The sequence below is a fragment of the Kitasatospora sp. NPDC005751 genome (genome assembly GCF_040630835.1).
GTDB lineage: Bacteria > Actinomycetota > Actinomycetes > Streptomycetales > Streptomycetaceae > Kitasatospora.
Genome location: NZ_JBEXYC010000006.1, coordinates 223,816 through 250,282, shown reverse-complemented (window position 1 = coordinate 250,282; position 26,467 = coordinate 223,816). Strand labels below are relative to the sequence as shown.

Genomic DNA, 26,467 nt, shown 5'->3' with positions numbered 1-26,467 from the left:
GGGAGCATGCCAACCGTGGCGATCGTGGCGGGGAGTACGAACAGCGACACCGGCGGTGCCCGGGCGGGCGGCCCGCCCGGGCCCACCGGTACGCCGGGGCCGGACCGTGCCCCGGGGCAGGCCGGGGTCACCGAGCCCGCCGTCCCCGGACCGACCGCTCTCCCCGAGCAGGCCGCCGCGCCCGGCCCGGCCGACGCCCCCCGCCACGCCGGCACCCCCGAACGCCCCGGCGCACCCGGGCAGGCCACCGCGCCCGGCCCCGCCGGTCCCGCGTTCCCGCCGGACATACCGGCGGCCCGGCCCGGCACGCCCGGCCCCGCCGCCGCCGGCCGGGTCCGCCAGCCGGTGGCGCTGATCCGGCTGCTCGTCGGCCTCGCCACGATCGCGCTGACCCTGCTGCTCGCCGACTACGCCCGCGCCACCACCAGCGGCATCGCCGCCGACGTCGCCCAGGCCGCCCGGCTGGTGCCCCGCCCGCTGGCCGCGCTGGCGGGCGGGCTCTCCACCGCCGCCCTGCTGCTGGTACCGGTCTGGTCGGCGGTCCGCCGACTGCTCTCGGCGGTGCCCGACCGCCGGCGCATCCTCCAGCACCTCTCGGACGGACTGCTGGCCGCCGTCCTCGCCTACGGCGCCTGCGTCGCCATGGACCTCGGGCTCGACGAACTCGCCCCCGCCTCGCTGGTCGCCGCCCTCACCCAGCTGCTGCCCGGCGCCGGCCTCGCCCACACCGAACCGGTCTACGGCTACCTCGCCCCCGTCCTCGCCTTCATGACCGCCTCGGCCGCCCGCGAGCACCGGGTCCCCCGGATCGTCCTGTCGGTCTCCGCCCTCGCCGGACTGGCCGCCGGGTACGCCACGCCGACCGCCCTGCTGCTCGGCCTGCTGCTCGGCTGGACGGCCGCGCACGGCACCCTCTACGCCGTCGGCACCCCCGACCCCCGGCCCCGGCCCGCCCAGCTCCTGCAGAGCCTGCGCGAGGCGGGCCTGCGCCCCGTCGCCGCCCACCCCGCCGGGCCGGACCGCTACCTGGTCCGCCAGGAGTCCGGCCGCCCCGACCTCGACGTCCAGCTGCTCGACCGGCAGGCCGTCACCGCCGCCCTGGTCCAGCGCGCCTGGCGCCGGCTACGGCTGCGCACCGCCCCGCACCCCCGCGCGCTGCGCTCGCTGCGCACCGGGCTGGAGCACGAGGCCCTGGTCTCCTACGCCGCCGTCGCCGCCGGCGTCCGCACCCGCCGGATCGCCGCCACCGCCGGGCTCGGCCGGGACAGCGCCCTGGTCGCGTACGAGTACCTGCCCGGCCGCACCCTGGACCAGCTCGCCACCGACGAGCTGACCGACCCGCTGCTCGCCGACGCCTGGTCCCAGCTCGCCCTGCTCCAGCGGCGGGAGATCTCGCACCGGGCCCTCGTCCCCTCCTCGCTCCTGGTCGACCGGGCCGGCGCGGTGCACCTGGTGGACCTCGCGGACGGCGACATCGCGGCGAGCGAGCTGGTGCTGCGCTGCGACATCGCCCAGCTGCTCACCACGCTCGCCCTGCGGGTCGGTGCCGAGCGGTCGGTGCGCAGCGCGGTGGCGGTGCTCGGGCCGGACGCCGTCGGCGCGGCCCTGCCGCTGCTGCAGCCGATCGCCCTGGCCCGCACCACCCGGACCGCGCTCAAGCAGACCGCCCGGGCGCACTGCGCCGCCCTCGCCCCGGCGGCCCCCGGCGCTCCCGGGGCTCCCGGAGCGACCGCCGCCGACCGGGCGGCCGCGCCCGCGCCGCCCGGCGAGCTGCTGGACGCGATCCGCGCCGAAGTCCTGCGGACCCAGCCGCAGGCACCCGTCCGAGCGGTGAAGGTGGAGCGCCTGCGGCCCCGAACGCTGCTGGCCGTGGGCGGCGGCGTGGTCGCCGGCTGGCTGCTGCTGCCGCAGCTCTTCGCCTCCGAGCAGAACCCGATCGCCGCGCTGGGCGACGCCGACCCGCTCTGGCTGGCCCTCGCCGTGCTGGCCGCGGCCGCCAGCCACTTCACCGCCGCGATGGGCTTCGTCGGCTTCGTCCCCGAGCGGCTGGACTTCCGCAACGCCTTGCTCGCCCAGCTGGCCGGCTCCTTCGTCAAGCTGGTCTCGCCGGGCGGCGTCGGCGGGGTCGCCCTGAACACCCGCTTCCTCCAGCGGGCCGGCATCCCGACCGCCCAGGCGCTGTCCAGCGTCGGCGTCGGCCAGCTCTTCGGCCTGGTGCTGCACCTGCTCCAGCTCGGTGCCTTCGTCTACCTGCTGGACCTGGAGCCCGGTGGCTCCGAGCTGGACGCGCTGCCGGCCGTGGTGAGCGGCCTGGCCGGCGCGGCGGTGCTGCTGGCCGGGGTCTCCGCCGTGCCGCCGGCCCGCCGCTGGCTGGCCGCCCGGCTGCGGCCGCTGACCTCCGAGGTGCTGCCCCGGCTGCTGGAGCTGCTGCGCAGCCCGGGCCGGCTGGCCGTCGGCGTGACCGGGCAGCTGCTGGTCTCGCTCTGTCTGGTCGCCTGCCTGTACTGCTGCGTCCGGGCGGTCGGCCGGGAGCCGGCCTTCGCCTCGGTCGCGGTGGTCTTCCTGATCGGCAACGCGGTCGGCAACGCGGCGCCGACCCCGGGCGGGGCCGGCGCCGTGGACAGCGCGCTGGTGACACTGCTGGAGCACACCGCCTCGATGGAGGAGGGCGGCGCGCTGGCGGCCGTCGCGCTCTACCGCCTGCTCACCCTGGTGCTGCCGGTGCTGCCGGGCTGGGCGGCCTTCGCCTGGCTGCAACGGCGCGGGGCGCTGTAGCCGCCGTAGCGGCGGGGAGCGCCGCAAGCGCCGTAGCGGCGGAGCGCTGGGGCGGCGGGGCAGTGACGCCGGCGGGGGCGCGGTGCCGCTACTCCCGGTACTCGTCCTCGTCGAGCTCGACGACCCGGCTCTGCTCGGCGACGTCCGCGACCTCGGTGGCCGGATCGGCGCCGAGCGCCCGCCGCTCGGCCAGCTCGTCGTACTCGTCGCCCTCGTCCGCCTCGTCGTCCGGCTCGACCGCCTCGGCGACCTCGTCCAGGTAGTCCTCGTGATTCTGCGGCATGGCGTCCGTCCTTGCTGCTCGGAGGCTCCCACGGGGCCCGTTGGGGTACTGGAAGTATCCGCCGAGGGCCGCCCGGACGCGATGCGCCACCGGGCCTTCGGCGTGTTGTCCGGTCCCGGTCCGCGGCCTGCGGACCGGCCTCCCGCCTGCCCGGCCACCGGCGCGCAAAACGGGTGCCCGGCCGCCGGGGGTACGATCAGTGCCGTACCAGCAGGGCTTACCCTCACCCACCCGGTGGCCCCGAAGCCCTTACGAACGACGGGGAAATCATGTCCGGCTCGCACTACTTCACCGGTGCACCCGAGGTCGCCAGCGAGCGCCGTCCGATCACGGTCAGCCTGCCGGACGTCACCCTGGAACTGACCACCGACGCCGGTGTGTTCTCCCGCAGCCGGCTCGACCCGGGCACCCGGATCCTGCTGGAGCACGCGCCGCCGCCCCGGGTCCGCGGCCCGATCCTGGACGTCGGCTGCGGCTACGGCCCGATCGCGCTGACCTGGGCGACCAGGCGCAAGCGGCTGCCGGTCTGGGCGGTGGACGTGAACACCCGCGCGCTGGAGCTGGTCCGGCTCAACGCGGAGGCGCTCGGCCTGGGCAACGTGCAGGCCGCGCTGCCGGAGGACGTCCCCGAGGACCAGCGGTTCGCGGCGATCTACTCCAACCCGCCGATCCGGGTCGGCAAGGGCGAACTGCGCCGGCTGCTGCACCAGTGGCTCGGCCGGCTCACCCCGGACGGCTCGGCGTTCCTGGTGGTCCAGAAGCACCTGGGCTCGGACTCGCTGCAGAAGTGGCTGAACGACCAGGGCTACCCGACCACCCGCGTGACGTCGGTCAACGGGTTCCGGATTCTGGAAGCGCGGCCCCGCCCGGAGGGCGAGGGCCCCGAGAGTGGACGAGGTACGACGTCGTGAAGCAGCTCCGCGGGACCGAACTGAAGCGCTTGCACCGCCAGTGGCGGCGCAGCAACGAGTTCCGGCTCGCGCTGATCCTGGAGAACCTCCAGTCGCCGTTCAACGTCGGCTCGGTCGTCCGGACCGGTGCCGCGATGGGCGCGGAGAAGCTGTACCTGACCGGCGACACCCCGTCGGTCCGCTCCTCCGGCGCCCAGAAGGCCGCGATGGGCACCGACAAGTACCTCAAGGTGGAGCACTTCCCCACCGTCGCCGAGGCCGTCGCCGCCGCCAAGGCGGACGGCTTCAAGGTGGTCGGCCTGGAGCTGGCGGACGAGGCGGTGCCGATGTTCGCCGCCGAGCTGACCCCGGCCGTGGCCTTCGTGCTGGGCCACGAGGACCGCGGCATCACCCCCGACGCGCTCGCGCTCTGCGACCAGGTGGTGTTCGTCCCGCAGCTCGGCCGCGTCGGCTCGCTCAACGTCTCCGCCGCCGCCACGGTGGCCTGCTACGAGGCGCGCCGCCAGGGGTACGCGCTCAGCGGCACCCCGGACGGCAGCGACCCGGGCGGCTTGGACCTCGACGACGAGTGACCCCGGAGTGATCGCCGGGTGAGCCCGGTGGGGCTCACCCGGCGGGGCTCACCCGGCGGGGCTCACCCGGCCGGGGCCCTCACACCTCGACCAGCACCTTGCCCCGGTTCGCCTCCCGGTCGACGTAGAGGCTCCGGTAGGCCTTCGGGATCTCGTCGAAGCCCTTGTGCACGGTCTCGTGGTAGCGGATCTCGCCGCGCCGGACCAGCTCGCCGAGGTCCGCGTGCATCGCCGCCAACTGCGGCTCGTCGAACCACTCCTGGGCGAAGATCCCGCGGATGGTGGTGCGCGGGAACATGATGTACGGCAGCAGCCGGGGCCCGGTCAGCTCACCGTTCACCGTGGTCGCCCACTGCCAGCAGACCGCCACCCGGCTGTCCACGTTGAGCATGGTGAACACCGCGTCGGTGACGCTGCCGCCGAGGTTGTCGAAGTAGCGGTCGACCCCGTCCGGGGCGGCGAGCAGCAGCGCCGCGCGGACCTTCTCGGCGTCGTCCGCCTGGTCGTAGAGCACCACGTCGTCGAAGCCGAGCTCCTTCAGGTACGCGGCCTTGCCCGCCGAGGCGGTGGTGCCGACCACCCGGTCGGCGCCCGCGCGCCTGGCCAACTGGCCCACCAGGGTGCCGATCGCGCCGGAGGCACCGCTGATCACCACGGTGTCGCCCGGCCGCACCTCCAGGAACTTCGTCAGCGTGCCCCAGGCCGTCATCCCGGGCGCGCCCATGACGCCGAGCGCCGTGGAGAGCGGCAGCCGCTCGTCGTACCGGGCCGGGTCGAGCCGGCGGTAGGCGGGGAAGAGCATCGGGAAGACGCCGGTCCTCCACAGCTCCTCGGCGCCGTTGTGGACGACGTGGCTGCGCCAGCCGCCGAAGCCCTGGACGAGGTCGCCGACCTGGAAGGCCGCCTCCGGACCGGCCTCCAGCACCTCCATGATCGAGTCCGCGCCCATGTGGTGGCCGATCGGCGTCTCCAGCGCGAGGCCGTTCTGGTACGGGTCGACCGAGACGTACCTGGTCCGGAAGAGCATCTCGTCGGGCCGGAGGCTGACGTCGACCTCCTCGACCACCTTCCGGTAGATCCGGTTGACGTCCGGCACCCCGTCGAGGTGCTCGCGGACCACCCACTTCTCGATCTTCATGCCAGGGCCCCTGTCGAAACGGTACTGGTGGACGGGATCTCCTCGACCGGCCCGGTCTGCTGCTTCGGCGGCCGGCCGACGGGGAGGATCAGATGGGTGGGCGGCGGCGCGCTCAGGTCGATCTCGGCGCGGAACTCCCGCCCGTCGTCCCGGCAGATGAACTGCATCACGTGCCGGCCGGCGGCGGCCGCCCGGATCAGGCCGCCGATGGTGGCCCAGACGCCGGAGAGGTAGAAGTCGGAGAGCCCGGGGAGCACCGGACCGTTCTTCTTGATCTCCTCCTCCACCGTCTCGCTGCCCTCGACGAAGGGGTTCCAGCCCGGGAACGTCCCGTCGTAGACCCCGGTGTAGCGGACCTGGGTGAGCGGGGTCGAGACGTCCGCCACCGCGACGGCGCTCTTGAAACCGGGGAAGCGCTCGTCCAGGAAGGCGACGATGCCGTTGCGGACCTTCCGCTTGGCCGCCATGTACTCCCGGCCGTGCTTGACCGGCAGGGTGTGCAGTTCCTCGCCGCGCCGCACCCGGGAGGACTGCTCCGGACCGTCGTGCAGCGCCCGCCAGGGGTCGATGTCGGAGAAGTAGGTGGCGAACACCACGGTGGACTCCCGCGGCGCCAGCTCCGGGTAGTGCCGGGTGCGGAACTGCACGTTCATGCTCGGGCAGCGGATGCCGGTGAGCTCGGCGGCCCGCTGCTCGTCCAGCAGGTAGGTGGTGCACGGGTCGCCCTCCGGGAAGGGCCGGCGCAGGCCCAGGAAGAGCGCGACGTAGCCGGGCGACAACTGACCCGGCTCGTCGATCAGCGAGGTGTAGAGCCTGCGGTAGGTGTCGTTCAGATAGCGGCCCTTGAGCAGCTTCATCACCGTGGTGTGGCCGTCGGCGGCGGAGACCACGATGTCGGAGCGGAACTCCCGCCCGTCGCTCAGCCGGACGCCCACCGCCCGGTCGTCCTCGACCAGGATCTCCTCGACCTTGGCGTTGTACGTCACCTCGCCGCCGAGCTTCCGGTACCGCTGCTCGATCGAGCGGGCCAGCGCGAGCGAACCGCCCTCCGGCACCCCGGCGGCCTGGTTGGCGTGCGAGGCCAGCTGGAAGTAGAAGGGCAGCACCGGGAAGGCCGGGTGCTTCTCGTAGAGGATGAAGTTGAACGCCTCGCGCAGCAGCGGGTCCTGGAAGCGCTGCGAGTAGTCGGTCATCAGGACGGTGATCGACTTCCGGATGGTGTTGAAGTACGGGAGGAAGGAGGCCAGCATCCGCCAGCGCTCGATCCGCCCCATCAGCCCGACCGGCTTGAGGAACGGGTAGACCGCCAGCGCCTTGCGGAACGTCCGGATGCCGTCGCAGAACTCCCGGACCGGCTTCGCGTCGGCCGGCGAGATGCCCAGCAGATGGGCCTCCAGCCGGTCCGGGTCGGAGTAGAAGTGCACCGCCCGGCCGTCCCGGCCGCGGACGATGTTGAACACGTCGAAGTGCCGCATCTCCTTGCCCTGGAGGGCGCCGAGCTCCAGCCAGATCTGGTACATCTCGTTGCCCGGGCCGTTGCCGAGCAGCCAGCTGATGCACCAGTCGAAGGTGAAGTCGCTGCGGTCCCAGCCGGTGCAGGAGCCGCCGGGGATCTCGTGCATCTCGAAGACCTGGGTGCGGTACCCGTTCATCTGGGCGTAGCACCCGGTGGAGAGGCCGCCGAGGCCGCCGCCCACGATGATCATCGTTTCTCGTCTGCGCGCTGGCGCCTTGTGCCGTGCCAATTCCCTGGCCTTCCTCGTGGTCATGCCGTGTGCCGAGTGCCGTGTGCCGTGTGCCGCGTACTTGTTCGCTGCTCGCTGTGCGCTGCGTGCCGGGCGCTGTGTCACCAGGCGATCGGGAGCGCCTGCAGTCCGTTCACCATCGCGTCCGCCTTCCAGCGCAGTTCGTCCTCGGGGACGGCCAGCCGCAGGCCGGGCAGGCGGTCCAGCACCGTCTCGATCGCCACCTGGAGCTCCAGCCGGGCCAGATGGGCGCCGATGCAGTAGTGCACGCCGTGGCCGAAGCCGATGTGCGGATTGCCCTGGCGGTCCAGCACGAGGCGCTCCGGCTCCTCGAAGACCTCCGGATCGCGGTTGGCCGCGGCGGTGGCGATCATCACCGCGTCACCGGCCCGGATCGTCACCCCGCCCAGCTCGACGTCGGCCGTGGCGTAGCGCGGCAGGCTGAAGCCGGTGAGCAGCGGCACGTACCGCATCAGCTCCTCGACGGCCTTCGGGATCAGTTCGGGCTTCGCCCTAAGGCGGCGCAACTCCTCCGGATTGACCAGGAGTTGGTGGAAGAAGTTGCCGATCTGGTTGGTGGTGGAGACGAAGCCGGCGATCAGCAGGTCGCAGGCGATCGAGAGCAGCTCGTCCTCGCTGATCAGCCCCTGCTCGCGGCAGGCCCGGACCAGGACGGTCAGCAGGTCCTCGCCGGGTTCGCGGCCGCGCAGGTCCAGCACGCCGGCCATGTACTCGATGAACGCCTGGCCCTCGACGGCGAGCACCTCGCCGGGGGTGACGGCGGAGAGCACCGTCTCCGCCCACTGCCAGAGCATCCGGTGGTCCTCGGCGGGGATGCCGAGCACCTCGCAGATGATGGTGGTCGGCATCGGGATCGCGAAGTCCTCGACCAGGTCGGCCGGCGCACCCGCCGCGAGCAGGCCGTCGACCAGCTCGTCGGCCAGCTCCCTGGCCCGGACCCGCAGCCGCTCGACCCGTCGGGCGCTGAACTCCTTGGCCACCAGCGAGCGCAGCCGGGTGTGCTCCGGCGGCTCGGTGGAGAACAGCCCGGCGCCGCTGCGGGCGACCGGACGCATCCGGGGCTGGTCGTGGCCCATCGCCTCGGCGAGGCTGAAGCGCGGGTCGGCCAGCACCGTCCGGACGTCCTCGTAGCGGGTGACCAGCCAGGCGCCGTCACCGTAGGGCAGCCGGATCCGGGCCAGCGGCTGCTCGCGCAGCTCGGCGTACCGGGGGTGGAGGTCGAGGCCGAGCGACGCGAACGGGTAGGACAGCGGCGGCTGCTGCCTGAGCATGAGGTGGTCCACCTCTCGTGAGGGACTTCCATGGCCATGGGGGCTACTGGGACTGCCGGGGTGGCGGGCCGGGTCGCCGGACCCGGGCCGCGGGGAGGTGCACGGCTCAGGACGCATCGGCGGTGGCCCCGGTGAGGATCTCCCTGGCCAGCCCGGCGTTGCGCGCGATGTACTCGTGGCCGAGCATCTCGGCGTGGGTGCCGAAGCCGCGGAACACCGCCGTACCGGTGGCCGAACTGCCGTGCCAGGCACCGTGCTCGCCGGCCGCGTAGAGGGCCACCTTCACGTCGTCGGAGATCACGCTGACCGGTGCGGCGATCACCCCCAGGTTGGGCGTACGGCTGCAGAACTGCAGGTAGTCCCTGGCCTGTTCGCGGGTCTCCTGGGCGACGATCTCCGAACCGGTGTGCCGCTGCAGGTGCTCGGCCAGCTCCTGCTCGAAGGCCTGGACGTGCTCGTCGCCGAGGGTGAAGGACTCCGGGATCCGGTGCGAGTCCATGATCACCACATTGGGCACCGCCCGGCCGCGCCGCTCCAGCTCCTTGGCGACCTCGAAGGCGAGGTTCCCGCCGAGCGAGTAGCCGAGCAGCGCGCACGGCCCGTCCGGCTGGATGGTGTCGATCAGATCGGCGTAGCGGGTGACCTTGTCGTCCCCCGCGACGTAGTTGAACGCGACCATCCGGTACTCCGGCAGGTGCGCCGCGAACTGCCGGTAGACCAGGCCGTGGCCACCGGCCGGCGGGAAGCAGAAGATGGTCTGCTGCTGCTCCTGGTTGAACCAGAGGTACGGCTGGGCGCCCTCCAGCCGGCCGGTGATGATGTGCTCCAGCGTCCTGGCCATCCCGTGCAGGGTGGTGACCTTGAACAGCTGGCTGACCGGGATCCTGATGTTGAACTCGCCCTGCAGCCCGTGGATCAGCTCGATCAGCTTGATCGAACTGCCCCCGCACTCGAAGAAGTCGTGCTCCAGGCCGAGCCCCTCGACGCCGAGCAGCGCCCGCCAGTGCTCGGCCATCCGGACCTCGTAGAGGGTGACCGGCGGTTCGGCGGCCCGGTCCTCGGCCTCCGCCCGGGGCGCGGGCAGGGCGGCGACGTCCACCTTGCCGTTGGCGGTGAGCGGCAGCGCGGGCAGCTCGGCGAAGTACGTCGGGATCATGAAGGTCGGCAGGTAGCCCGCCAGGTGGCGACGGAGCTCCCGGCGGTCGACCGTCCGCCCGGGGGCGGGGACGCAGTAGGCGCAGAGCACGTTCTCGCCGCTGCGGTCCGGCCGGACGGTCACCACCGCCTGGGCCAGCTCGGGCCACTCGGCGAGCTGGGCCTCGATCTCGCCCAGCTCGATCCGGTGACCGCGCACCTTGATCTGCGAGTCGGCCCGGCCGAGCAGGTGCACCCCGCCGTCGGCGTCCCAGCGGGCGAGGTCGCCGGTGCGGTAGAGCCGGACCGGCTCGGTACCGTCCGCCCCGCCGAGCGGCAGGGTGGCGAAGCGGCGCGCGGTCCGCTCCTCGTCGCCGACGTAGCCGAGGGCCACTCCGGAGCCCCCGATCCACAGCTCCGCCGGCACCCCGGGCGGAACGGGCCGGCCCTGCTCGTCCAGCAGGTAGAAGGCGCTGTTCGGGAACGGCCGCCCGATCGGGACCATCCGGCTGGGCTCCAGACCGTCCGCCGGGCCCTCGAAGTAGGCGCTGTCGATGGTGGCCTCGGTGAGGCCGTAGGAGTTGATCAGGCGGGTCCGCGGGCCGCACAGCGCGCGCAGCCGCTCGTACTCCTCGACCTTCCAGACGTCCGAGCCGACCACCAGCAGCCGCATGAAGTCCAGCCGCAGGCCGGACCGCTCGCAGTGGCCGATCACGGTCCGGACCACCGCGGGCACGAACTCCCCGGCGTCCACCCGCTCGGTCCGCATCACCTCGTAGAGCCGCGCGGTGTTGAACAGCAGCTCCCGGCCGACCAGCACCAGGGTGGCCCCCGAGCAGAGCGCGCGGACGTAGTCGCCGGTGAAGACGTCGAAGGACGGGCCGGCCATCTGGAGGTGGACCCTGGCGTCGGTGTCCAGCCGGTACTCGGCGCGCCAGGCCTGGTAGGCCGAGGCGAGGTTGCGGTGCGAGACCCGGACGGCCTTGGGCCGGCCGGTGGAGCCGGAGGTGTAGATGACGTACGCGGGGCTGTCGAGGTCCACCGGCTCCGGCTCGTCGGCGAACCCGCCGGCGGAGCCCTCGGACCCCGCGGACGCCTCGGACCCCGCGGACCCCGCGGACCCCGCGGACGCCTCGGACGCCTCGGACGCCTCGGACCCGCCGGTGCTGCCGGTGCTGCCGGTCCCGCCGGGCTCGTCCGCTCCGGTCAGCTCCGCCGGTGCGACGATCCGGACCGGCAGCCCGCCGAGCCGCTCCGGGTCACCGACCAGCAACCCGGCGCCGGCGTGCTCGATCATGTACGCCAGCCGGTCGGCCGGGTGACCCGGATCCAGCGGGAGGTAGGCCGCCCCGGTACGGAGCACGGCCAGCAGGGCGACGACCAGCTCCGGCGACTTGTCCAGGCAGAGCGCCACCACCGAGCCCGGCCCGGCGCCGAGGGCCCTCAGCCGGGCCGCCGCGCTCCGGGAACGGCGCGCCAGCTCGCCGTAGCTCAGCCGGGCGGTCGGGCCGGACTCCGCCGGAGCGGCCACCGCCGGGGCGTCCGGATCGGCGGCGGCCGCCCGGAGGATCAGCTCGTGCACCGGCTCCTCGTGGGCCACCCGCCGCTCGGCACCGCTCCACCGCTGGATCACCCGGGCCCGCTCCACCGGACCGAGCAGCTCCAGCCCGGTGGCCGGCTGCTCGGCGCCGGCCCCGGTCAGCCCCTCCAGCAGGTTGGTGTAGTGCCCGGCGAGGCGGGCCATCGTCTCCGGCAGGAAGAGGTCGGTGTTGTACTTGAAGACGCAGTGGAAGCGACGCTCCGCCTCGTCCTCGTAGGCGGACAGCGTGAGGTCGAACTGCCCTTCCTCCTCCGGGAGTTCGATGTACTCCAGGTGGTAGCCGTACTTCTCGGTGGCCACCTTGTGGTGCAGCAGGATGAACATCGCCTGGAAGACGGCCGAGCGGCTCGGGTCGTGCTGCAGTCCGAGCTTCTCCACCAGCAGCACGAACGGGTACTCCTGGTTGTCCAGCCCGCCCAGCACGGTGGTGCGCACCTGGGCCAGCAGCTCCGCCACGGTCGGCGCCCCGGCCAGCGAGACGTGCAGCGGCAGCGGATTGACGAAGTAGCCGTAGACCGAGCCGAACTCCTCGTCGGTGCGGCCGGTCACCGGGCTGCCGACGATGATGTCGTCCTGGCCCGAATAGGCGTGCAGCAGCAGGTAGTAGGCGCTGAGCAGCACCATGAAGACGGTGACGTTGTGCTCCCGGGCCAGCGCGTGCACCCGGGCGCTGAGCCGCTCGTCCAGCACGAAGAACTCGGAGGCGCCGTTGTGCGTCTGCACCGCCGGGCGCGGCTTGTCGGTGGGCAGGCTGAGGATCGGCACCTCGGCGGGCAGGTGCGAGCGCCAGTAGTCGAGCATCCGCGGCGCCTCGCGGCCGGCCAGGAACTCGTTCTGCCGGTTGAGGAAGTCCAGGTAGCGGGCGGTGACCGGGGGCAGTTCCGGCGCCCGGCCCTGCCGTAGCCCCTCGTAGACGGCGAGCAGTTCCTCGATGAAGGTGAAGGTGGAGATCGCGTCCGAGATGATGTGGTGGACGGCCTTCATGATCACCCACTGCTCCGGCCCGCGCTTGAACAGCCGGAACCGCACCAGCGGATCGCGCTCCAGGTCGTACGGCTTGCGGTACTCGCGGACGATCAGGTCGTGGACCTCCGCCCACTCCAGCCCCTGGACGTCGAAGACCCCGAAGTCCGGCTCGACCTCGGCGCGGACCCGCTGCACGGCGTGGCCGCCGTCCAGCACGAAGTTGGCCCGCAGGCTGGGGTGGCGCCCGACCATCGTCCGGAAGGCGGCGGCCATCAGCTCCGGCTCCAGCTCCACCCGGACCTCGACCGCGCCGCCGATGTTGTAGGCGAAGCCGTCCGGGTTGAGCTGCTTGAGGAACCAGAGCGCCTTCTGGTTCTGCGTCAGCGGGTGCTGCGACTCGTCCTCGTAGCGCTCGACCTCGGCCGCGTCGGCGCCGGTGCCGTCGTCATCGATCAGCTCGGCCAGACCGGTGTACAGCTGGGCGACCAGCTCGGCCACCGGGGCGTTGGAGAGCAGCGCCACCACCGGGAGGGCGGTGCCCAGCTCGGTGTTGAGCCGGGCCCGCAGCTCCATCGCGAGCAGCGAGTCCAGCCCGAGCCCGCTCAGGCCGGTACGGGGCTCGATCTGTTCCGCGGGCACCCGGAGCACGGTGGCGGCGAGCGCGACGAAGCGCTCGGTGAGCAGCCCCCGGCGCTCCTCCTCGCCGGCCGCCCGCAGCACCTCCAGCAGGCTGCTCCGCCGCGGCGCCGGCGCGTTCTCCCGGGCTGCGGCGGCCAGACCGGCGACCAGCGGCGGCGGGGCCGGGTACCAGGACAGGAAGACCGGCCAGTCGATCACGGTGGCGACCAGCAACTGGGCGCGGTCCTGGCCCAGTACCCGCTCCAGCACGGCCATCCCGCTCTCGGGCGCGAGGGAGCTCATGCCGCGGCTGTTGCGGTAGTGCTCGACCAGGCCGAGCTCCTCGATCATGCCGGTCGCCCAGGGGCCCCAGTCCAGGCTGAGGGCGGGCAGGCCGAGGGCGCGGCGGTGGTGCGCCAGCGCGTCCAGGAAGGCGTTCCCGGCCGCGTAGTTGGTCTGGCCGGCGGTGGTCAGCAACGAGGCGATCGAGGCGAACAGCACGAAGTGGTCGAGCGGCTCGTCGGCCAGCTGCCGGTGCAGGGCGAAGGCGCCCAGCACCTTGGGGCCGTGAACGGCGTCGAACACCTCGCGGTCCAGCTCCGCCACCAGGGTGTCGCGGACCTGCCCGGCCAGGTGGAAGACGCCCCGGACGGGCGGCGACTCCAGCGCCCGGTACTCCGCGAGCCAGTCCGCGAGGGCGCGTTCGTCGGTGATGTCCAGCGACACCGGAACGGGCTGGGCGCCGAGCGACTCCAGCTCGCGCAGGAAGGCGACACCGCGACCGGCCCGGCTCTCCGGGTCGAGGCCGCGCCACCGCTCGCGCGGGGGCAGCGGGCTGCGGCCGACCAGGATCAGCCGGCGGGCGCCACGACGGACCAGGGTGCGGCAGAGCAGCCGGCCGAGGGCGCCGAACGCTCCGGTCACCAGGTAGCTGCCGTCCGCGCGCAGGCTGGGCGGCAGCGGACCGGTCAGCCCTTCGGCGGGGCGCAGCCGGTTGGTCAGCCGGCGCCCGCCGCGCAGCGCGATCTCGTCCTCGTCGGCCAGCGCGAACTCGCGCAGCAGCGCGGCCGCCTCCGCACCGGCCGGGCCGGCCGGACCGAGGTCGACCAGCTTGCCGGGGTGGCCGGGCAGCTCCTGGTGGCGCAGCACCCGGCCGATCCCCCAGGCGGGCGCGCCGAGCGGCTCGACCGGCTCGTCGGGGGCGGTGGCCTGAGCGGCCCGGGTGACGATGTGCAGTCTGCAGTCGGGCAATTCGGCGGAGAGCAGGGCGGCCAGCGTGACCAGGCTGTAGGCGCCGGCGCCGGTGTGACCCGCCACCGTGGCGTGGTCGGCGCCCGCCAGCGCGGGCCGGTCGAGGTTCCACAGGTGGACGACGGCGGCCGGATCGGCGGCCCCGGCGGCCCGCCGGTCGGCCAGCAGCCGGCCGAGGTCCGCGGCGGAGCCGGGATCCACGGTGGACTCCCGCCCGTCCGCGGCGGTCCGGTAGCCGCTGCCCGGGCGGACGAGGTGGCAGCTGCCACCGCGCTCGGTGATCCGGTCGGCCAGCTCCTCGGCGACGCCGCCGGCATCGGCGAACAGCAGCCAGTGGTCCGGGTGCTCGGCCAGCAGGTCGGGGGCGTCCGAGGCGCCCGGCAGCTCCGACCAGGAGGGCTCCACCAGCCAGCCGTCGATGGTGGCGAGGCCGACCGCGGTGGAGGCCTTCTCCACGTCGGCGGCCCGGAACCCGGTGATCCCGCCGAGCGGGGTGCCGCTCCCGTCGTAGACGGCGATGTCCCCGACGAGCTCGTCGCCGCCGTCCCGGGTCACCGTGGCGTGTACCCAGAGCGGCTGCTCCCCGACCGGCTCCAGCCGGACCTCGTCGATGGCGAGCGGCAGCTTGATGCCGGTGCCGGCAGGGCCGGCCGCCACCAGGAGCTGGGGGGTCAGCAGGGTCTGGAAGAAGGCGTCCATCAGCACCGGGTGCACCTGGTGGCCGGCGCCCTGCCCTGCGATCGCCGCCGTCGGCCGGACGACGGCCAGCGCCTCGCCGGGGCCGATCCAGACCTCGTCGATGCCCTGGAACGCCGGCCCGTAGTGGTAGCCGAGGCCGGCCAGCTCGCGGTAGCAGTCGGGGCCGGCCAGGTGGCGGGCGGCGCGCTCACGGATCGGCTCGGCGTCCAGCCGGTGGCCGGGCCGCCGGCGCTGGCCGGGGCGGACGGTGCCGACGGCGTGGACGGTGCGGTCCGGCCCGGCCCCGCCGGGGCCGTCGGCGTCGCCGTCCGTCCCGGCCGAGCCGGTGGTGACGGCCGTGCCGGTGGTGATCGTGAACGAGCCGTTCTCGGCGGAGAGGGTGAGCTGGACGGCGCGGCTCTCCTCGTCGGGCAGGAAGAGCGCCTTGCGCAGCTCGATCCCGGCCAGCGCCGCGTCCGCCCCGCCGGTCAGCGCGCGGACCGCCTGGACGGCCATCTCCAGGTACCCCGCGGCGGGGAAGAGCACCCGGCCCTGGATCCGGTGGTCCTCCAGGTACGGCAGCACCTCGGCGTCCAGCCGGGCCTCCCAGGCGGGCTCGCCCCCCGCGAGGCGGCGGCCGAGCAGCGGGTGGTCCTGCCGGCCCCGGCGGACCTGCTCCACCGCCCGGGGCTCGACCCAGTGCCGGTCCCGCTTGAACGGGTAGCGCGGCAGCGGGACCGGGCGCCCGGTCGGCTGCAGAACCGACCAGTCGACCTCGACCCCGAGGTTGTGCAGGGCGGCCAGCGAGGCGGTGAACGTGGTCCGCTCGTCCTCCTGGCGGCGGATCGAGGGCAGCGTCCGGACGTCGGGGCGGTCGGCACCGCCGGGCCGGGCCTCCAGCGTCTCCTGGATCGAGCGGCCCAGCACCGGGTGCGGTCCGACCTCCAGGAAGAGGCTGTACCCGTCGTCCCCGAGCCGCTGCACGGCCTGCTGGAAGCGGACACTGTCGCGGACGTTGTGCCACCAGTAGCCGGCGTCCAGCTCGGTGCCGTGCGCGGTGCCCTCCCGGCCGGTGAGGTAGAGCGGTACCTGGGCGGGGCGGGCCTTGAGGTCGGCGAGCGACTCCAGCAGCTCGTCCTTGATCAACTCCATCCGGGCGCTGTGGTACGGCACTTCGACGGTCAGCGGGCGGGCGAAGACCTGCTCCGCGGTGAGCGCGGCGGCCAGCTCGGCGAGCACCGTCTCGTCCCCGGCGAGGGTGAGCGAGGTCGGACTGTTGATCGCGGCCACCGACACCGCGTCACCGTACGGGCGGATCCGGCGGACCGCCTCGGCCTCGGTGAGGGAGACCGCCAGCATGCCGCCGGTACCGGCCAGCCGCTGCTGGAGCCGGCTGCGGTGCACCACCACCTTGACCGCGTCGGCCAGGTCGTAGACCCCGGCCTCGTGGAAGGCGGCCACCTCCCCGGTGCTGTGGCCGACCACGGCGTCCGGACGCACCCCGCGGCTGCGCCAGAGCGCGGCGAGGCCGATCTGGACGGCGAAGTTGGCGGGCTGGGCGAGCCAGGTCTCGGCCATCCGGGAGTGCGCCTCGTCGGCGGCCAGCTCGTCGGTCAGCGACCAGCCGGTGAGCTCGGCGAGGTGCTCGGCGCAGCGCTCGACGGCCTCGCGGTAGACCGGCTCGGTCGCGAAGAGCCGGCGGCCCATCCCCCACCACTGCGGACCCATGCCGGTGAAGACCCAGGCCAGCCGGCGGTGCCGCGCCTCGCGCCGCTGGCCGGTCAGCACCCGGGGGTGCGGTTCGCCCCGCAGGTACGCGGTGAGCGCCTCGTCCAGCGATTCGCGCGAGTCGTAGACCACGGAGAGCCGGGAGTCGAGGTGCTGGCGGCGGTGGGCCAGGGTGTGCCCGAGGTCGGCCGGTCGGGCGGGGGTGCCGCCGCGCGCACCGGCCAGCTCGCCCTGGATCCCGGCGGCCAGCTCGGGCAGGGCGGCGGCGTCGCGGGCGGTGAGCGGCAGGACGGTGAGCGGGAGGACGGCCGGGCCCTCCGGCGGCTCGGACGGCTCCTCGGCCGGTGCCGGCTCGGGAGCGGCCTCCAGCAGGACGTGGGCGTTGGTGCCGCCGAAGCCGAAGGAGTTGACCCCGGCCCTGGCCGGGCCCCGGTGGTCCGGCCAGGGGGTCGGCTCGGACGGGATCTCGAACGGCAGGGTGGCAGGGTCGATCGCCGGGTTGAGCCGCTCCAGGTTGATGTGCGGCGGGATCAGGCGGTGCTTCAGCGCCAGCGCCGACTTGATCAGCCCGGCCAGGCCCGAGGCGGACTCGGTGTGCCCGATGTTGGTCTTGACCGAGCCCACGTAGCACCTGTCGCCGGGGCGGCGGCCGACCGCCAGCGCCCGCGCCAGGGCGTTCGCCTCGATCGGGTCGCCGACCGGGGTGGAGGTGCCGTGCGCCTCGACGTACTGGAGGCTGCCGGGCGTGATGCCGGCTTCGGCGCAGACCCGCTCGATCAGGCTCACCTGGGCGTCCGGGTTGGGCACCGTGATCCCGTTGGTGCGGCCGTCCTGGTTGACCCCGCTGCCGATGATCACGGCGTGGATCGGGTCGCCGTCGCGCACGGCGTCGGAGAGCCGCTTGAGCGCGACGACCGCGACCCCCTCGGCCCGGACGTAGCCGTCCGCCGAGGCGTCGAAGGTGCGCGAGCGGCCCTCCGGCGAGAGGAAGCCGCCCTTGGTCTCGGCGATGGTGTACTGCGGCGCGATGTGCAGCAGGGTGCCGCCGGCCAGCGCGAGGTCGGTCTCGCCGCGCAGCAGGCTCTGGGCGGCGAGGTGGACGGCGACCAGCGAGGAACTGCAGGCGGTGTCCAGCGAGACGCTGGGCCCCCGGAAGTCGAAGCAGTGCGAGATCCGGTTCGACACCATCGTCATCATGGTGCCGGTGGCGGTGTGCGCGGCCAGGGTCTCGAAGGAGAGGTCCGAGAACTGGACGATCTTGTAGTCCAGGGTGAACGCGCCGACGTAGACCCCGACGTCACGCCCCGCCAGCTCACCCGGCTTCTGCCCGCCATCCTCCAGCGCCTCCCAGGCCACCTCCAGCAGCTTCCGCTGCTGCGGGTCCATGTGGTCGGCCTCCCGGCCGCTGATCCCGAAGAACGCCGGGTCGAACTCGTCGAAGCCGTCGATGTAGCCGCCCCGGCCGCCGACCAGCCGGCCCGGCTTGGCCTTGTCCCGGCTGGCGAGAGTGGCCACGTCGTACCGGCTGCGCGGCGTCGGCGTGATGCAGTCCTTGCCGTCGACCAGGTTCTGCCAGAACGACCGGTGGTCACTGGCACCGCCCGGGAACCGGCAGCCGATCCCGATGATCGCGATCCGCCCCGGTCCGTCGATCCGCTCCGGTCCGTCGGCGGGCCCGGCGGGAGCGGGCACGACGGCGGTCGTGGCCGAAGCGGCGGCGGGCACGGAGGCGGCGGTAGCGGCGGCGGTGGCGTAGCGGGTGTCGGAGGCGGTCGGGGAATCAGAGGGATCGGGAACTGCGGCGAGGCATGAATCCGTCATGGTCGAGTCCTTGTGTCGCTGCGTTCGCGCGCGCGGCACGGGCGTGGGAGCACCGCACGGGCGGGGGACGGCGGCTGCGGACCGGTTCCAGGCAGGCCGGAGACCGGACCGGCCGAAGGGGACAGGCCGAGGGCCGGCGAGGAGTGCGAGCGGGGAATGGGCGGCGGGTGGTGGACGCGAGGCAAGGGACTACGGAGTCGCGGGGCAACGCCACCGGAACGGGTTCGGGATCGCAGCGGACAAGAGGAGGCAGCGGTCGGCGAGAGGTCGGAACGGACGGACAGCGGGCGCCGGGCGGGCGGACCGGCCGGGTCGGCGAGGCGTCAGGCCGGGAAGTCGTCGGCCCGCACCGGCCTTCGCCAGGGCTGGAGATGACTGGCGAGCACCTCGCGCGTCCGGGGGAAGTCGGACGGGCGCAGCAGCCCCACCGCGGCCGGCCGGCGGCCCGGTTGCCAGGTGAAACTCCCGAAGGCGTGGTCCCAGATCGAGAGGTCGGACCCGTAGTGCCCGGCCTCCGCCAGATCGACGCTGTGGTGCAGCCGGTGTTGCTCCGGGCCGGCGAAGACGTGGTTGAGCGCACCGATCCGGACATCGACGTTCGCGTGCACGAAATAGCCCTGAGCGACCACGAACAGGCCCACCACGAACACCGATTCGGCCGAGAACCCCGCCAACGCGAGCGAGAGCTGCACGGCGCCCTGGGTGAGCACCACGTCGACGATGTGGTTGACCCCGTTGTTGGCGACATTGACCTTGTCGGGCACGTGGTGCACCCCGTGCAGGCGCCAGAGCCAGCGATTGGTGTGGCTCCAGCGGTGCATCAGGTAGTTGGCCAGCGAGCCGAGCAGCAGCGCCGCCGGGATCTCCACCCAGAGCGGCAGCACCGGATGCGGCGGAGCCGCCCACCCGACCATGGCCGACACCGGCACCTGCGACAGTGCCCCACCGATCATCGTCAGCACGAAATAGGCGCCGTACCAGCCCCACTCGCCGACGCTCGGCCGCCATTCCGGTTCGTAGGGGATCAGCCATTCCAGAACCGTCAGATAGCCGATCGTGCCGAGCAGGAAGAACTGGCTCACCCGCCCGAGGTCCCAGCGCCAACGCAGGGCCGCGACCGCTATCGACACGAGCGTGACCAGCAGGAACGGGTAGGCGACGTGACGCAGCGCGGAGCGCAACCGCTCACCCATGGCTACCCCCTTCGCGAGCCGGCTCGGACGATCACCGAAAGCATTCGTTCTGATACTAACGGTGCACGGAAGGGGATGCGAGGCATTTTTGGAAAGAATCACAAGCGCCGCAATTTGTCAGATAATAGATGGCCAAACGATTCTTCCGCCCGTCATAAAGATCCCGGAAATGCGAACCGCCCGCCCCTCCGGAGAGGGACGGGCGGGCGGACGATCAGTGGCCCACGGCCCCGGTCAACCGAGCCGGGCCGGAAGGTGCCGACCGGCGGCGAACGCGCTGATCGCCGAGATCACCGACAGCGCGTGGTCGTCGAGGAAGAAGTGCCCGCCCGAGAAGGTCCGCACCGAGCAGCCCGCCGTGGTGTGCTCGGCCCAGGCATCCGCCTCCGCCGCGGTGACCTGCGGATCCGCGTCCCCGGTCAGCACCAGGACGGGCTGCCCGATGCGGTCCCGGCCGGGCCGGGTGCGGTACGTCTCGGCGGCCTTGTAGTCGCTGCGGACCGACGGCAGCACCATCTCCAGGAACTCCGGGTCCCGCAGCATCAACGGATCCGTCCCGCTCAACCGCTCCAGGGACCGGATCAGCGCCCGGTCGTCCGACCGGTGCACGTCCTGCGCCGTGTCCCGTGGCCGCGAGGGCGCCCGCCGCCCGGAGACCACCACCCCCTGCAGCGCCATCCCGGCCCGCTCCATCCGGACCGCCACCTCGAACGCCACCGACGCCCCGAGGCTGTGCCCGAACAGCGTGAACGGCCGGTCCGCCCACACCAGCAACTCCCGCACCACGTGGTCCGCGAGCGCGTGCACGTCCTCGACACAGGCCTCCCCGGCCCGGTCCTGCCGCCCCGGGTACTGCACCGCGAGCACGTCCACCGAGGTGGGCATCGCCCGCGCCACCGGCAGGAAGTACCCCGCCGACCCCCCGGCGTGCGGAAAGCAGACCAACTGCGCCGGCGCGGCGGGCGCCGGCTGGAACCGCCGGATCCAGAGACTGCTCCGCTCCGGCGCTGCTGCGTACCGTGGCATTCCCATCCCCTCCCCCTCCCCGGGGCCACCCACGACGGCCCACCCTGGCTGCCATTCAAGCCCCGCCGCCCCACCACGACCAGATGCCCGTCCCCCCTCTCGCACCCCCACCCCACCCCTACCCACCCCCTACCGCCACCCCCGGGACAACGCGAAGGACCCGCCCGCTCCAAGCGACCGGGCCCCACCGCAACGTTCACCCCGCGGAATCCGAACCCACGCCCACCCGGCGCCTCCGGACCGAGATTCGAACCGGGACCGCTGCACACCCGTTCGCGGACATCCGTCGACGCGAGGGCATCCGCCTACGCAAAAGCCCCAGGTCACGGCGAGTGAGTCCTGGGGCTTCTACAGAGCCGCCTATGGGATTCGAACCCATGACCTACGCATTACGAGTGCGTTGCTCTGGCCAACTGAGCTAAGGCGGCACCGTTGCCGCACGTGGTGGCAACGCGGGCCAGTCTACACAGGTTCGCGGGTGATCCGTAACGGGGTTCCGTGGCGGTGGATCAGGCGGAGGAGACGGCCAGTTTGGCGGCGAAGCCGGCGAAGAGGACGGCGACGCCGCTGGTGAGGCCGGCGGAGAGGCGCTTGCGGCGGCGGAAGGCGGTGGCGAGGGTGGTGCCCGCGAAGATCAGCATGGAGAGGTAGAGCAGGCTGAAGGTCTGCAGGATGCCGCCGAGCAGGGCGAAGGAGAGGGCCGGCTGTCCGTAGGACGGGTCCACGAACTGGGTGAAGAAGGAGAGCAGGAAGAGGATCGCCTTCGGGTTCAGCAGGCTGATCACCAGGGCGCGGCGGAACGGGCGCTCGGTGGAGTCCGGGACGGCGGCCGCGGCGGTATCGGGGGCGGCCGCGGCGGCGCGGTGCTCGCGCCAGAGCTGGCGGGCGGCGCGGAGCATGCCGACGCCGATCCAGAGCAGGTAGGCGGCGCCGCCGAACTTCACCACGGCGAAGACCGCGGGGTTGGCCTCCAGCAGCGAGGCGGCGCCCAGCGAGGTGAGGCTGATCAGGGTGAAGTCACCGACGAAGACGCCGGCGGCGGCGGTGTAGCCGGTCCGGACGCCCTTGCGGGCGGCGACGGACAGCACGTACAGGGAGTTGGGGCCGGGGAGGAGGATGATCACGAGGGCGCCGAGGATGTACGTCGCCAGGTCGTTGACTCCGAGCACGGTGGGCTCCGGTGGGGGTGGCAGGGGCTGCGGGGCGCTCATCGTAACGTCGCACCGGTCGGCGGTTGAAGCCGAAATTACCCGCCGATCCCCTCCCCTTCTACGCGCCGCAGCGCTTGCCCTGCTCCGGCGCCGGACCGCCCAGCAGGTACGCGTTGACCGCCCCGTCGACGCACTCGTCGTGCCGTCCGTACGCGGTGTGGCCGTCGCCGTCGAAGGTCAGCAGCCGCCCGGACTCCAGCTGCCCGGCGAGGGACCGCGCCCAGGCGTACGGGGTGGCCGGATCGCGGGTGGTGCCGATGACCACGATCGGAGCGGCGCCGGCGGCCCGGACGGTGTGCGCGGCGCCGGTGGCCCGGACCGGCCAGTAGCTGCAGGTCAGCGCCATCCAGGCCATGTCGCGGCCGAAGCGGGGCGAGGTCCGCTCGAAGTCCGGCACGGCCCGCTGGACGTCGGCCGGGCCGGTGAACGGCGCGGGCAGGTCCAGGCAGTTCACCGCCATGTTGGCGAACATGAGGTTCGGGTACGAGCCGTCCGGACCGCGTTCGTAGTACGAGTCCGACAGCTTGAGCAGGCCGGTGCCGTCACCGGCCTTGGCGTCGGCGAGCGAGGTGCGCAGCTTGGGCCAGAGGAAGTCGGCGTACATGGCCTGGATGACGCCGGTCGTCGCCTGGGACTCGGTGAGCCGGCGGGCGCCGTCGACGGTGGTCAGCGGCTTGGCGTCGATGGCCGCGAACAGGGCGCTGAGCTGCTCGCCCGCCTGCTGCTCGGTGCGGCCGAGCGGGCAGTCCCCGCGCTTGACGCAGTCCTTGGCGAAGGCCGCCCAGGCGGTTTCGAAGCCGCCGGCCTGGGTGCGGTTGCCGCTGATCGAGTCGAGTGACGGGTCCATCGCGCCGTCCAGCACGATCCGGCCGGTCCGGCCGGGGAAGAGACCGGCGTAGGTGGCGCCGAGGAAGGTGCCGTAGGACTTGCCCACGTAGTTGAGCCGTTCGTCGCCGAGCAGCGCCCGCAGGACGTCCATGTCGCGGGCCGCCTCGACGGTGCCGAGGTGACCGAGCCGGTCGCCGGCCTGCTGCCGGCAGCCCTCCGCGAACTCCCGGTCCGCGGCCACCAGGGCGTCGATCTCGGCCTGGTCGTCGGGGGTGATGTCGGCGGCGGTGTACGCGTCCATCCGCTCCCCGGTCAGACAGGTCACCGGGCTGCTGCGGCCGACGCCGCGCGGGTCGAGCCCGACCAGGTCGTACCGGGCGCGCACGGCGCTGTCGTAGGTCTTCGCGACGGCCTCCACGTATTCGACCGCCGAGCCGCCGGGGCCGCCGGGGTTGAGCAGCAGCGACCCGAGCCGGCCGCCGGCCGCGCCGGGGGCCCCGCCCTGGTCCGGGTCCGCCGGGACGGCGACGGCCCGGACCGCCGAGAGGGTGAGGTCGCCGCCGCCCGGGCGGTCGTAGTCCAGCGGCACCGTGAAGGTGGTGCACTCGAAGCCGTCGTCGCAGGGCTGCCAGGCGGGCCGCTGGCCGTAGTACGGCGCCAGCGCGGCGGGAACGGCGGCCGGGAGCGGCTCCAGCGGTGTGACACCGGGACGGGCGTCGGCCGCCGCCGGCCCCCCGGAGGCGAGGGCGCCGGACGGGGCGGCGCCGGGCGCGGCGGTGTCCGAGGAGGCCGCCCCGGGGGTGGACGAGGAGGAGCTGCACCCGCCGACCAACAACCCCGCGACCGCCAGTGCCGCGGCCACCACCCGCGCCCGCATGCCCCGCTCCGACCTCATCCGGTCCCTCTCAGGTGCTGGGGCGCGGCCGCTGCCGGCGCCCTGGGTACCGCGAAGCGTAGCCTCCGCGGACACCCTGGTCAGGACGCCTTCGCCAGCGTCTCGGCCAGGTACTGGACCGCCTGGCGGACCAGCCGCAGCCGCTCCCGGTCGGCCGTGTAGTCCTGCACGTTCTCGGAGATCCGGACGTCGGCACGGGCCGACGCGCCGGCGCCGCCGTGCAGCGCGGTCTGCAGCTTGCGGGCCGCGTCCAGGCCCGCGGCGTCGGCCTTGGCGGCGGCCAGGAGCAGCTTCGGGGCGGCGTTGGCGGGGGCCTCGGCCCCCGTCCGGGTCAGCGCGACGGTGTCGTACCGGCCGGAGACCGCGGCGGCCGCGCCGTACAGGTCGGGGCGGGCCAGCCCGGCGGCCACCGCGCAGGGCGCGCCCGCCTCGACGCCGAGCGTGCCCCAGGAGGCCGGGCCGGGCGGCAGGGTGCGGAAGGTGGCCGCGATGGTGGTGCGCAGCGCGGCGTCGTCGGCGATGGCCTGGGGGGCGGCGGCGACCAGCTCGCACGGGTGCGCGGTGCCGTTCGGCGCCTCGGGGGCCACCAGGATGAACGGGCGGGCCTTGCCGGTCTGGACGGCGGAGCCGAGGCCCTCGAAGACGTCCGGGACTTCGGTGTCGGCGGTCATCCGGGGAGTGGCCGCGTGCATCACGACCACCGGGAAGCGGGCGTTCGGGTCCTTGGCGTACTGGGCGGGCAGCCAGACCCGGACGTTGCGGGGGTGGCCGTCCGGGCCGGGGACGGCGGACTGCAGCAGCTCGCCACCGCCCGGGTGGCCGACGCTGTCGAACCGGCTGGCGGCCGGTGCCGGCGCGGGGGCGGGAGCAGGAGCGGGCGCGGGCGCGACAGCCGGGGCGACCGGAGCGGGTGCCTCGTCGGCGGGCGGCGCGGCCTGCCGGCTCCCGCCCTGGCCCGTGCTGTCGGCGGTGAGCTCCGCGGAGTCGGACCGCGAGGCCGGTCCGCCGAAGGTGCCGAAGGTGCCCAGGGCCGTCAACACGGTCAGTGCCGTCACGCAGATGCCGCAGACCATCGCGCCGGCCGCGCGCAGCAGCATCGGCCGCTGATCACCGGTCAGCTCGTAGGTCTCGGCGGACCGCAGGTCGCGCCAGCGCAGCAGGGCGCCTCGGGCGAGCCAGATCCCGCCCGAGGCGGCTGCCAGCAGGGGGACGACGAGGAGCGAACGGACCATGGGACGCACCGCCTCGGGAGGAGGGCCGGACGACCGGTGGGGGCCGGTGCCGGACGGGACGCGACGGCCCCGGCGTCGGGGCGCAGTCGGCCCCAGCGTGCAGGGCGATCCGGCCGTCACACGCAGGTGTCCCCGGCGCGTACGGCCCGTTCACTCGAAGGTGGGACACCCGGGTAGCGCGGGAGGCCCTACGGCGGCCCCACCGGCGGTCCTACCGGTGACGGCCCCGCCCCGGCCGCCATCCGCGTCCGCCGACTCAGCCCGCGCGCAGGGCGACGGTCATCGCCTCGACGGCGAGCAGCGGGTCGACGTTGCGGTCCAGCGCCTGCCGGCAGGCGAGCACCGCCTCGATCCGCCGCAGCGTGCCCTCCGGCGGGCCGGCCTGGGCGACCCGGTTCAGGGCCTGCCGCTGGTCCTCGTTGGAGAGCGCGCCGGTGGAGCCCAGCTGGAGGGCGAGCACGTCCCGGTAGAAGCTCAGCAGGTCGAGCAGGGCGACGCCGAGCGTCTCCCGGCGGGTCCGGGTGGCCCGGCTCTTCTGGCGCTTCTCCAGTTCCTTGACCGCGCCGGCCATGCCCCGCGGAGCCTTGCTGCCCTCGGCCGCGCCGTACGCGGCCCTGAGGTCGCCGGTCTCCTTGGCGTCCTGGGTCTCGGCGAGCGCCTCGGCATCGGCCTTCGCGGTGTCGACCAGCCGCTGGGCGGCGGCCAGGCAACCACCGATGTCACCGACCTCCAGCGGGATCCGCAGCACGTCCGTGCGCCGGGTGCGGGCCTGGTCGTCGACGGCCAGCCGACGGGAGCGCTCGATGTCCCCCTGGCCGGCGAGCGCGGCCATCCGGGCCGTCGTGGGGTCGACACCGTCGCGGTTCACCAGCATGTCGGCGACGGCCTCGGCGGCGGGCTGGCGCAGCACCAGCAGGCGGCAGCGCGAGCGGATGGTGGGCAGGACGTCCTGCACGGAGGGCGCGCAGAGCAGCCAGACGGTGCGCGGGGAGGGCTCCTCCACCCCCTTGAGCAGGGCGTTGGCGGCGGCCTCGGTGAGCCGGTGGGCGGCGTCGACCAGGATCACCGACCAGCGGCCGCCGGTCGGGTAGCTGGACGCCCGCAGCACGAGGGCGCGCATGTCGCCGACGCCGATCGACAGGCCGTCGGTGCGCACGTACTTCACGTCCGCGTGGCTGCCCGCGAGCACGGTGTGGCAGCCGTCGCAGAACCCGCAGCCGGGCGTACCGCCGAGCGCGAGATCCGGGCTGGTGCACTGGAGGGCGGCGGCGAAGGCGCGGGCCGCGGTGATCTGGCCGGCTCCGGGGGGGCCGGTGAACAGCCAGGCGTGCGTCATCAGCGAGGCGTTGCCGCCCGGCTCCGGCGCGGCCCCGCGACCGGCGGCGGCCGTCGCCCAGGCCGCCCGGGCCGCGGCGCTCAGCTGCTCGACCACCCGCTCCTGGCCCACCAGGTCGTCCCAGACGGCCACTGCTGCTCCCAAGCTCGGTACGGACTGCGCCGGCGCCCGTCACCCGGACGGCGGACGGCGCTCCGGGCACGGTTTCCCGGAGTCGAGCATACGTGCCCGGTA

Annotated in this window: 14 protein-coding genes and 1 tRNA gene; 3 read left to right on the top strand and 12 right to left on the bottom strand. The window is 74.0% G+C overall.

The window, feature by feature from the left end:
• Window positions 1-15: 15 nt before the first annotated feature.
• A complete protein-coding gene (locus tag ABZ497_RS09565; RefSeq protein WP_359804153.1) occupies window positions 16-2,775 on the top strand; it encodes a lysylphosphatidylglycerol synthase transmembrane domain-containing protein in 2,760 nt (919 codons plus the stop codon).
• 88 nt (window positions 2,776-2,863) lie between these two features.
• Here the strand turns inward: ABZ497_RS09565 and ABZ497_RS09560 are convergent, their stop codons facing one another.
• Window positions 2,864-3,058, bottom strand: a complete 195-nt coding sequence (locus ABZ497_RS09560; RefSeq protein WP_329488477.1) for a hypothetical protein — start codon at window positions 3,056-3,058, stop codon at window positions 2,864-2,866.
• A 269-nt stretch (window positions 3,059-3,327) separates the two neighbouring features.
• Between ABZ497_RS09560 and ABZ497_RS09555 the strand changes: the two genes are divergently transcribed.
• Window positions 3,328-3,969: a methyltransferase gene (locus ABZ497_RS09555; RefSeq protein WP_329488478.1), complete on the top strand. Its 642-nt coding sequence runs from the start codon at window positions 3,328-3,330 to the stop codon at window positions 3,967-3,969.
• Window positions 3,966-4,541 carry a TrmH family RNA methyltransferase gene (locus ABZ497_RS09550; protein ID WP_329488480.1) on the top strand — a complete coding sequence of 192 codons (576 nt, stop codon included), beginning with the start codon at window positions 3,966-3,968 and terminating at the stop codon, window positions 4,539-4,541. The genes ABZ497_RS09555 and ABZ497_RS09550 overlap by 4 nt, the downstream gene beginning before the upstream one ends.
• 79 nt (window positions 4,542-4,620) lie before the next feature.
• On the opposite strand, the gene ABZ497_RS09545 is transcribed toward ABZ497_RS09550, so the two are convergent.
• The 11 genes from ABZ497_RS09545 to ABZ497_RS09495 all read right to left on the bottom strand — a co-directional run bounded on the left by ABZ497_RS09545 (window position 4,621) and on the right by ABZ497_RS09495 (window position 26,365).
• On the bottom strand, window positions 4,621-5,679 hold the full coding sequence (locus ABZ497_RS09545; protein ID WP_359804152.1) for an NADP-dependent oxidoreductase: 1,059 nt from the start codon (window positions 5,677-5,679) through the stop codon (window positions 4,621-4,623).
• Window positions 5,676-7,385, bottom strand: coding sequence for an NAD(P)/FAD-dependent oxidoreductase (locus ABZ497_RS09540; RefSeq protein ID WP_329488482.1), 1,710 nt, complete (start codon window positions 7,383-7,385; stop codon window positions 5,676-5,678). Before ABZ497_RS09540 ends, ABZ497_RS09545 begins: the two co-directional genes overlap by 4 nt.
• A 140-nt stretch (window positions 7,386-7,525) precedes the next feature.
• Window positions 7,526-8,716 (bottom strand): cytochrome P450, encoded by a 1,191-nt coding sequence (locus ABZ497_RS09535; protein ID WP_329488483.1) that lies wholly within the window; start codon window positions 8,714-8,716, stop codon window positions 7,526-7,528.
• A 106-nt stretch (window positions 8,717-8,822) separates the two neighbouring features.
• On the bottom strand, window positions 8,823-18,512 hold the full coding sequence (locus ABZ497_RS09530; RefSeq protein WP_359804151.1) for an amino acid adenylation domain-containing protein: 9,690 nt from the start codon (window positions 18,510-18,512) through the stop codon (window positions 8,823-8,825).
• A 323-nt stretch (window positions 18,513-18,835) separates the two neighbouring features.
• Window positions 18,836-19,705 (bottom strand): sterol desaturase family protein, encoded by an 870-nt coding sequence (locus ABZ497_RS09525; RefSeq protein WP_359804150.1) that lies wholly within the window; start codon window positions 19,703-19,705, stop codon window positions 18,836-18,838.
• A gap of 234 nt (window positions 19,706-19,939) precedes the next feature.
• On the bottom strand, window positions 19,940-20,731 hold the full coding sequence (locus ABZ497_RS09520; RefSeq protein ID WP_359804149.1) for an alpha/beta fold hydrolase: 792 nt from the start codon (window positions 20,729-20,731) through the stop codon (window positions 19,940-19,942).
• A 354-nt stretch (window positions 20,732-21,085) separates the two neighbouring features.
• Window positions 21,086-21,159, bottom strand: a tRNA-Thr gene (locus ABZ497_RS09515).
• Between the two features lie 81 nt (window positions 21,160-21,240).
• Complete coding sequence (leuE, locus tag ABZ497_RS09510; RefSeq protein ID WP_329488488.1) at window positions 21,241-21,900, bottom strand: leucine efflux protein LeuE; 660 nt, start codon at window positions 21,898-21,900, stop codon at window positions 21,241-21,243.
• Between the two features lie 100 nt (window positions 21,901-22,000).
• Complete coding sequence (locus ABZ497_RS09505; RefSeq protein ID WP_359804148.1) at window positions 22,001-23,665, bottom strand: alpha/beta hydrolase; 1,665 nt, start codon at window positions 23,663-23,665, stop codon at window positions 22,001-22,003.
• A gap of 80 nt (window positions 23,666-23,745) precedes the next feature.
• Window positions 23,746-24,897, bottom strand: coding sequence for a hypothetical protein (locus ABZ497_RS09500; RefSeq protein ID WP_359804147.1), 1,152 nt, complete (start codon window positions 24,895-24,897; stop codon window positions 23,746-23,748).
• A 256-nt stretch (window positions 24,898-25,153) separates the two neighbouring features.
• Window positions 25,154-26,365: a DNA polymerase III subunit delta' gene (locus ABZ497_RS09495; RefSeq protein WP_329492156.1), complete on the bottom strand. Its 1,212-nt coding sequence runs from the start codon at window positions 26,363-26,365 to the stop codon at window positions 25,154-25,156.
• Window positions 26,366-26,467: the final 102 nt, after the last annotated feature.

What these genes read in the sequence shown, in the direction of transcription:
- ABZ497_RS09560 (WP_329488477.1), bottom strand. Translation starts at nt 3,058, where the DNA reads ATGCCGCAGAATCACGAGGACTACCTGGACGAGGTCGCCGAGGCGGTC.
- ABZ497_RS09540 (WP_329488482.1), bottom strand. Translation starts at nt 7,385, where the DNA reads ATGATCATCGTGGGCGGCGGCCTCGGCGGCCTCTCCACCGGGTGCTAC.
- ABZ497_RS09525 (WP_359804150.1), bottom strand. Translation starts at nt 19,705, where the DNA reads ATGGGTGAGCGGTTGCGCTCCGCGCTGCGTCACGTCGCCTACCCGTTC.
- ABZ497_RS09555 (WP_329488478.1), top strand. Translation starts at nt 3,328, where the DNA reads ATGTCCGGCTCGCACTACTTCACCGGTGCACCCGAGGTCGCCAGCGAG.
- ABZ497_RS09530 (WP_359804151.1), bottom strand. Translation starts at nt 18,512, where the DNA reads ATGACGGATTCATGCCTCGCCGCAGTTCCCGATCCCTCTGATTCCCCG.
- ABZ497_RS09500 (WP_359804147.1), bottom strand. Translation starts at nt 24,897, where the DNA reads ATGGTCCGTTCGCTCCTCGTCGTCCCCCTGCTGGCAGCCGCCTCGGGC.
- ABZ497_RS09535 (WP_329488483.1), bottom strand. Translation starts at nt 8,716, where the DNA reads ATGCTCAGGCAGCAGCCGCCGCTGTCCTACCCGTTCGCGTCGCTCGGC.
- ABZ497_RS09505 (WP_359804148.1), bottom strand. Translation starts at nt 23,665, where the DNA reads ATGAGGTCGGAGCGGGGCATGCGGGCGCGGGTGGTGGCCGCGGCACTG.
- ABZ497_RS09520 (WP_359804149.1), bottom strand. Translation starts at nt 20,731, where the DNA reads ATGCCACGGTACGCAGCAGCGCCGGAGCGGAGCAGTCTCTGGATCCGG.
- ABZ497_RS09545 (WP_359804152.1), bottom strand. Translation starts at nt 5,679, where the DNA reads ATGAAGATCGAGAAGTGGGTGGTCCGCGAGCACCTCGACGGGGTGCCG.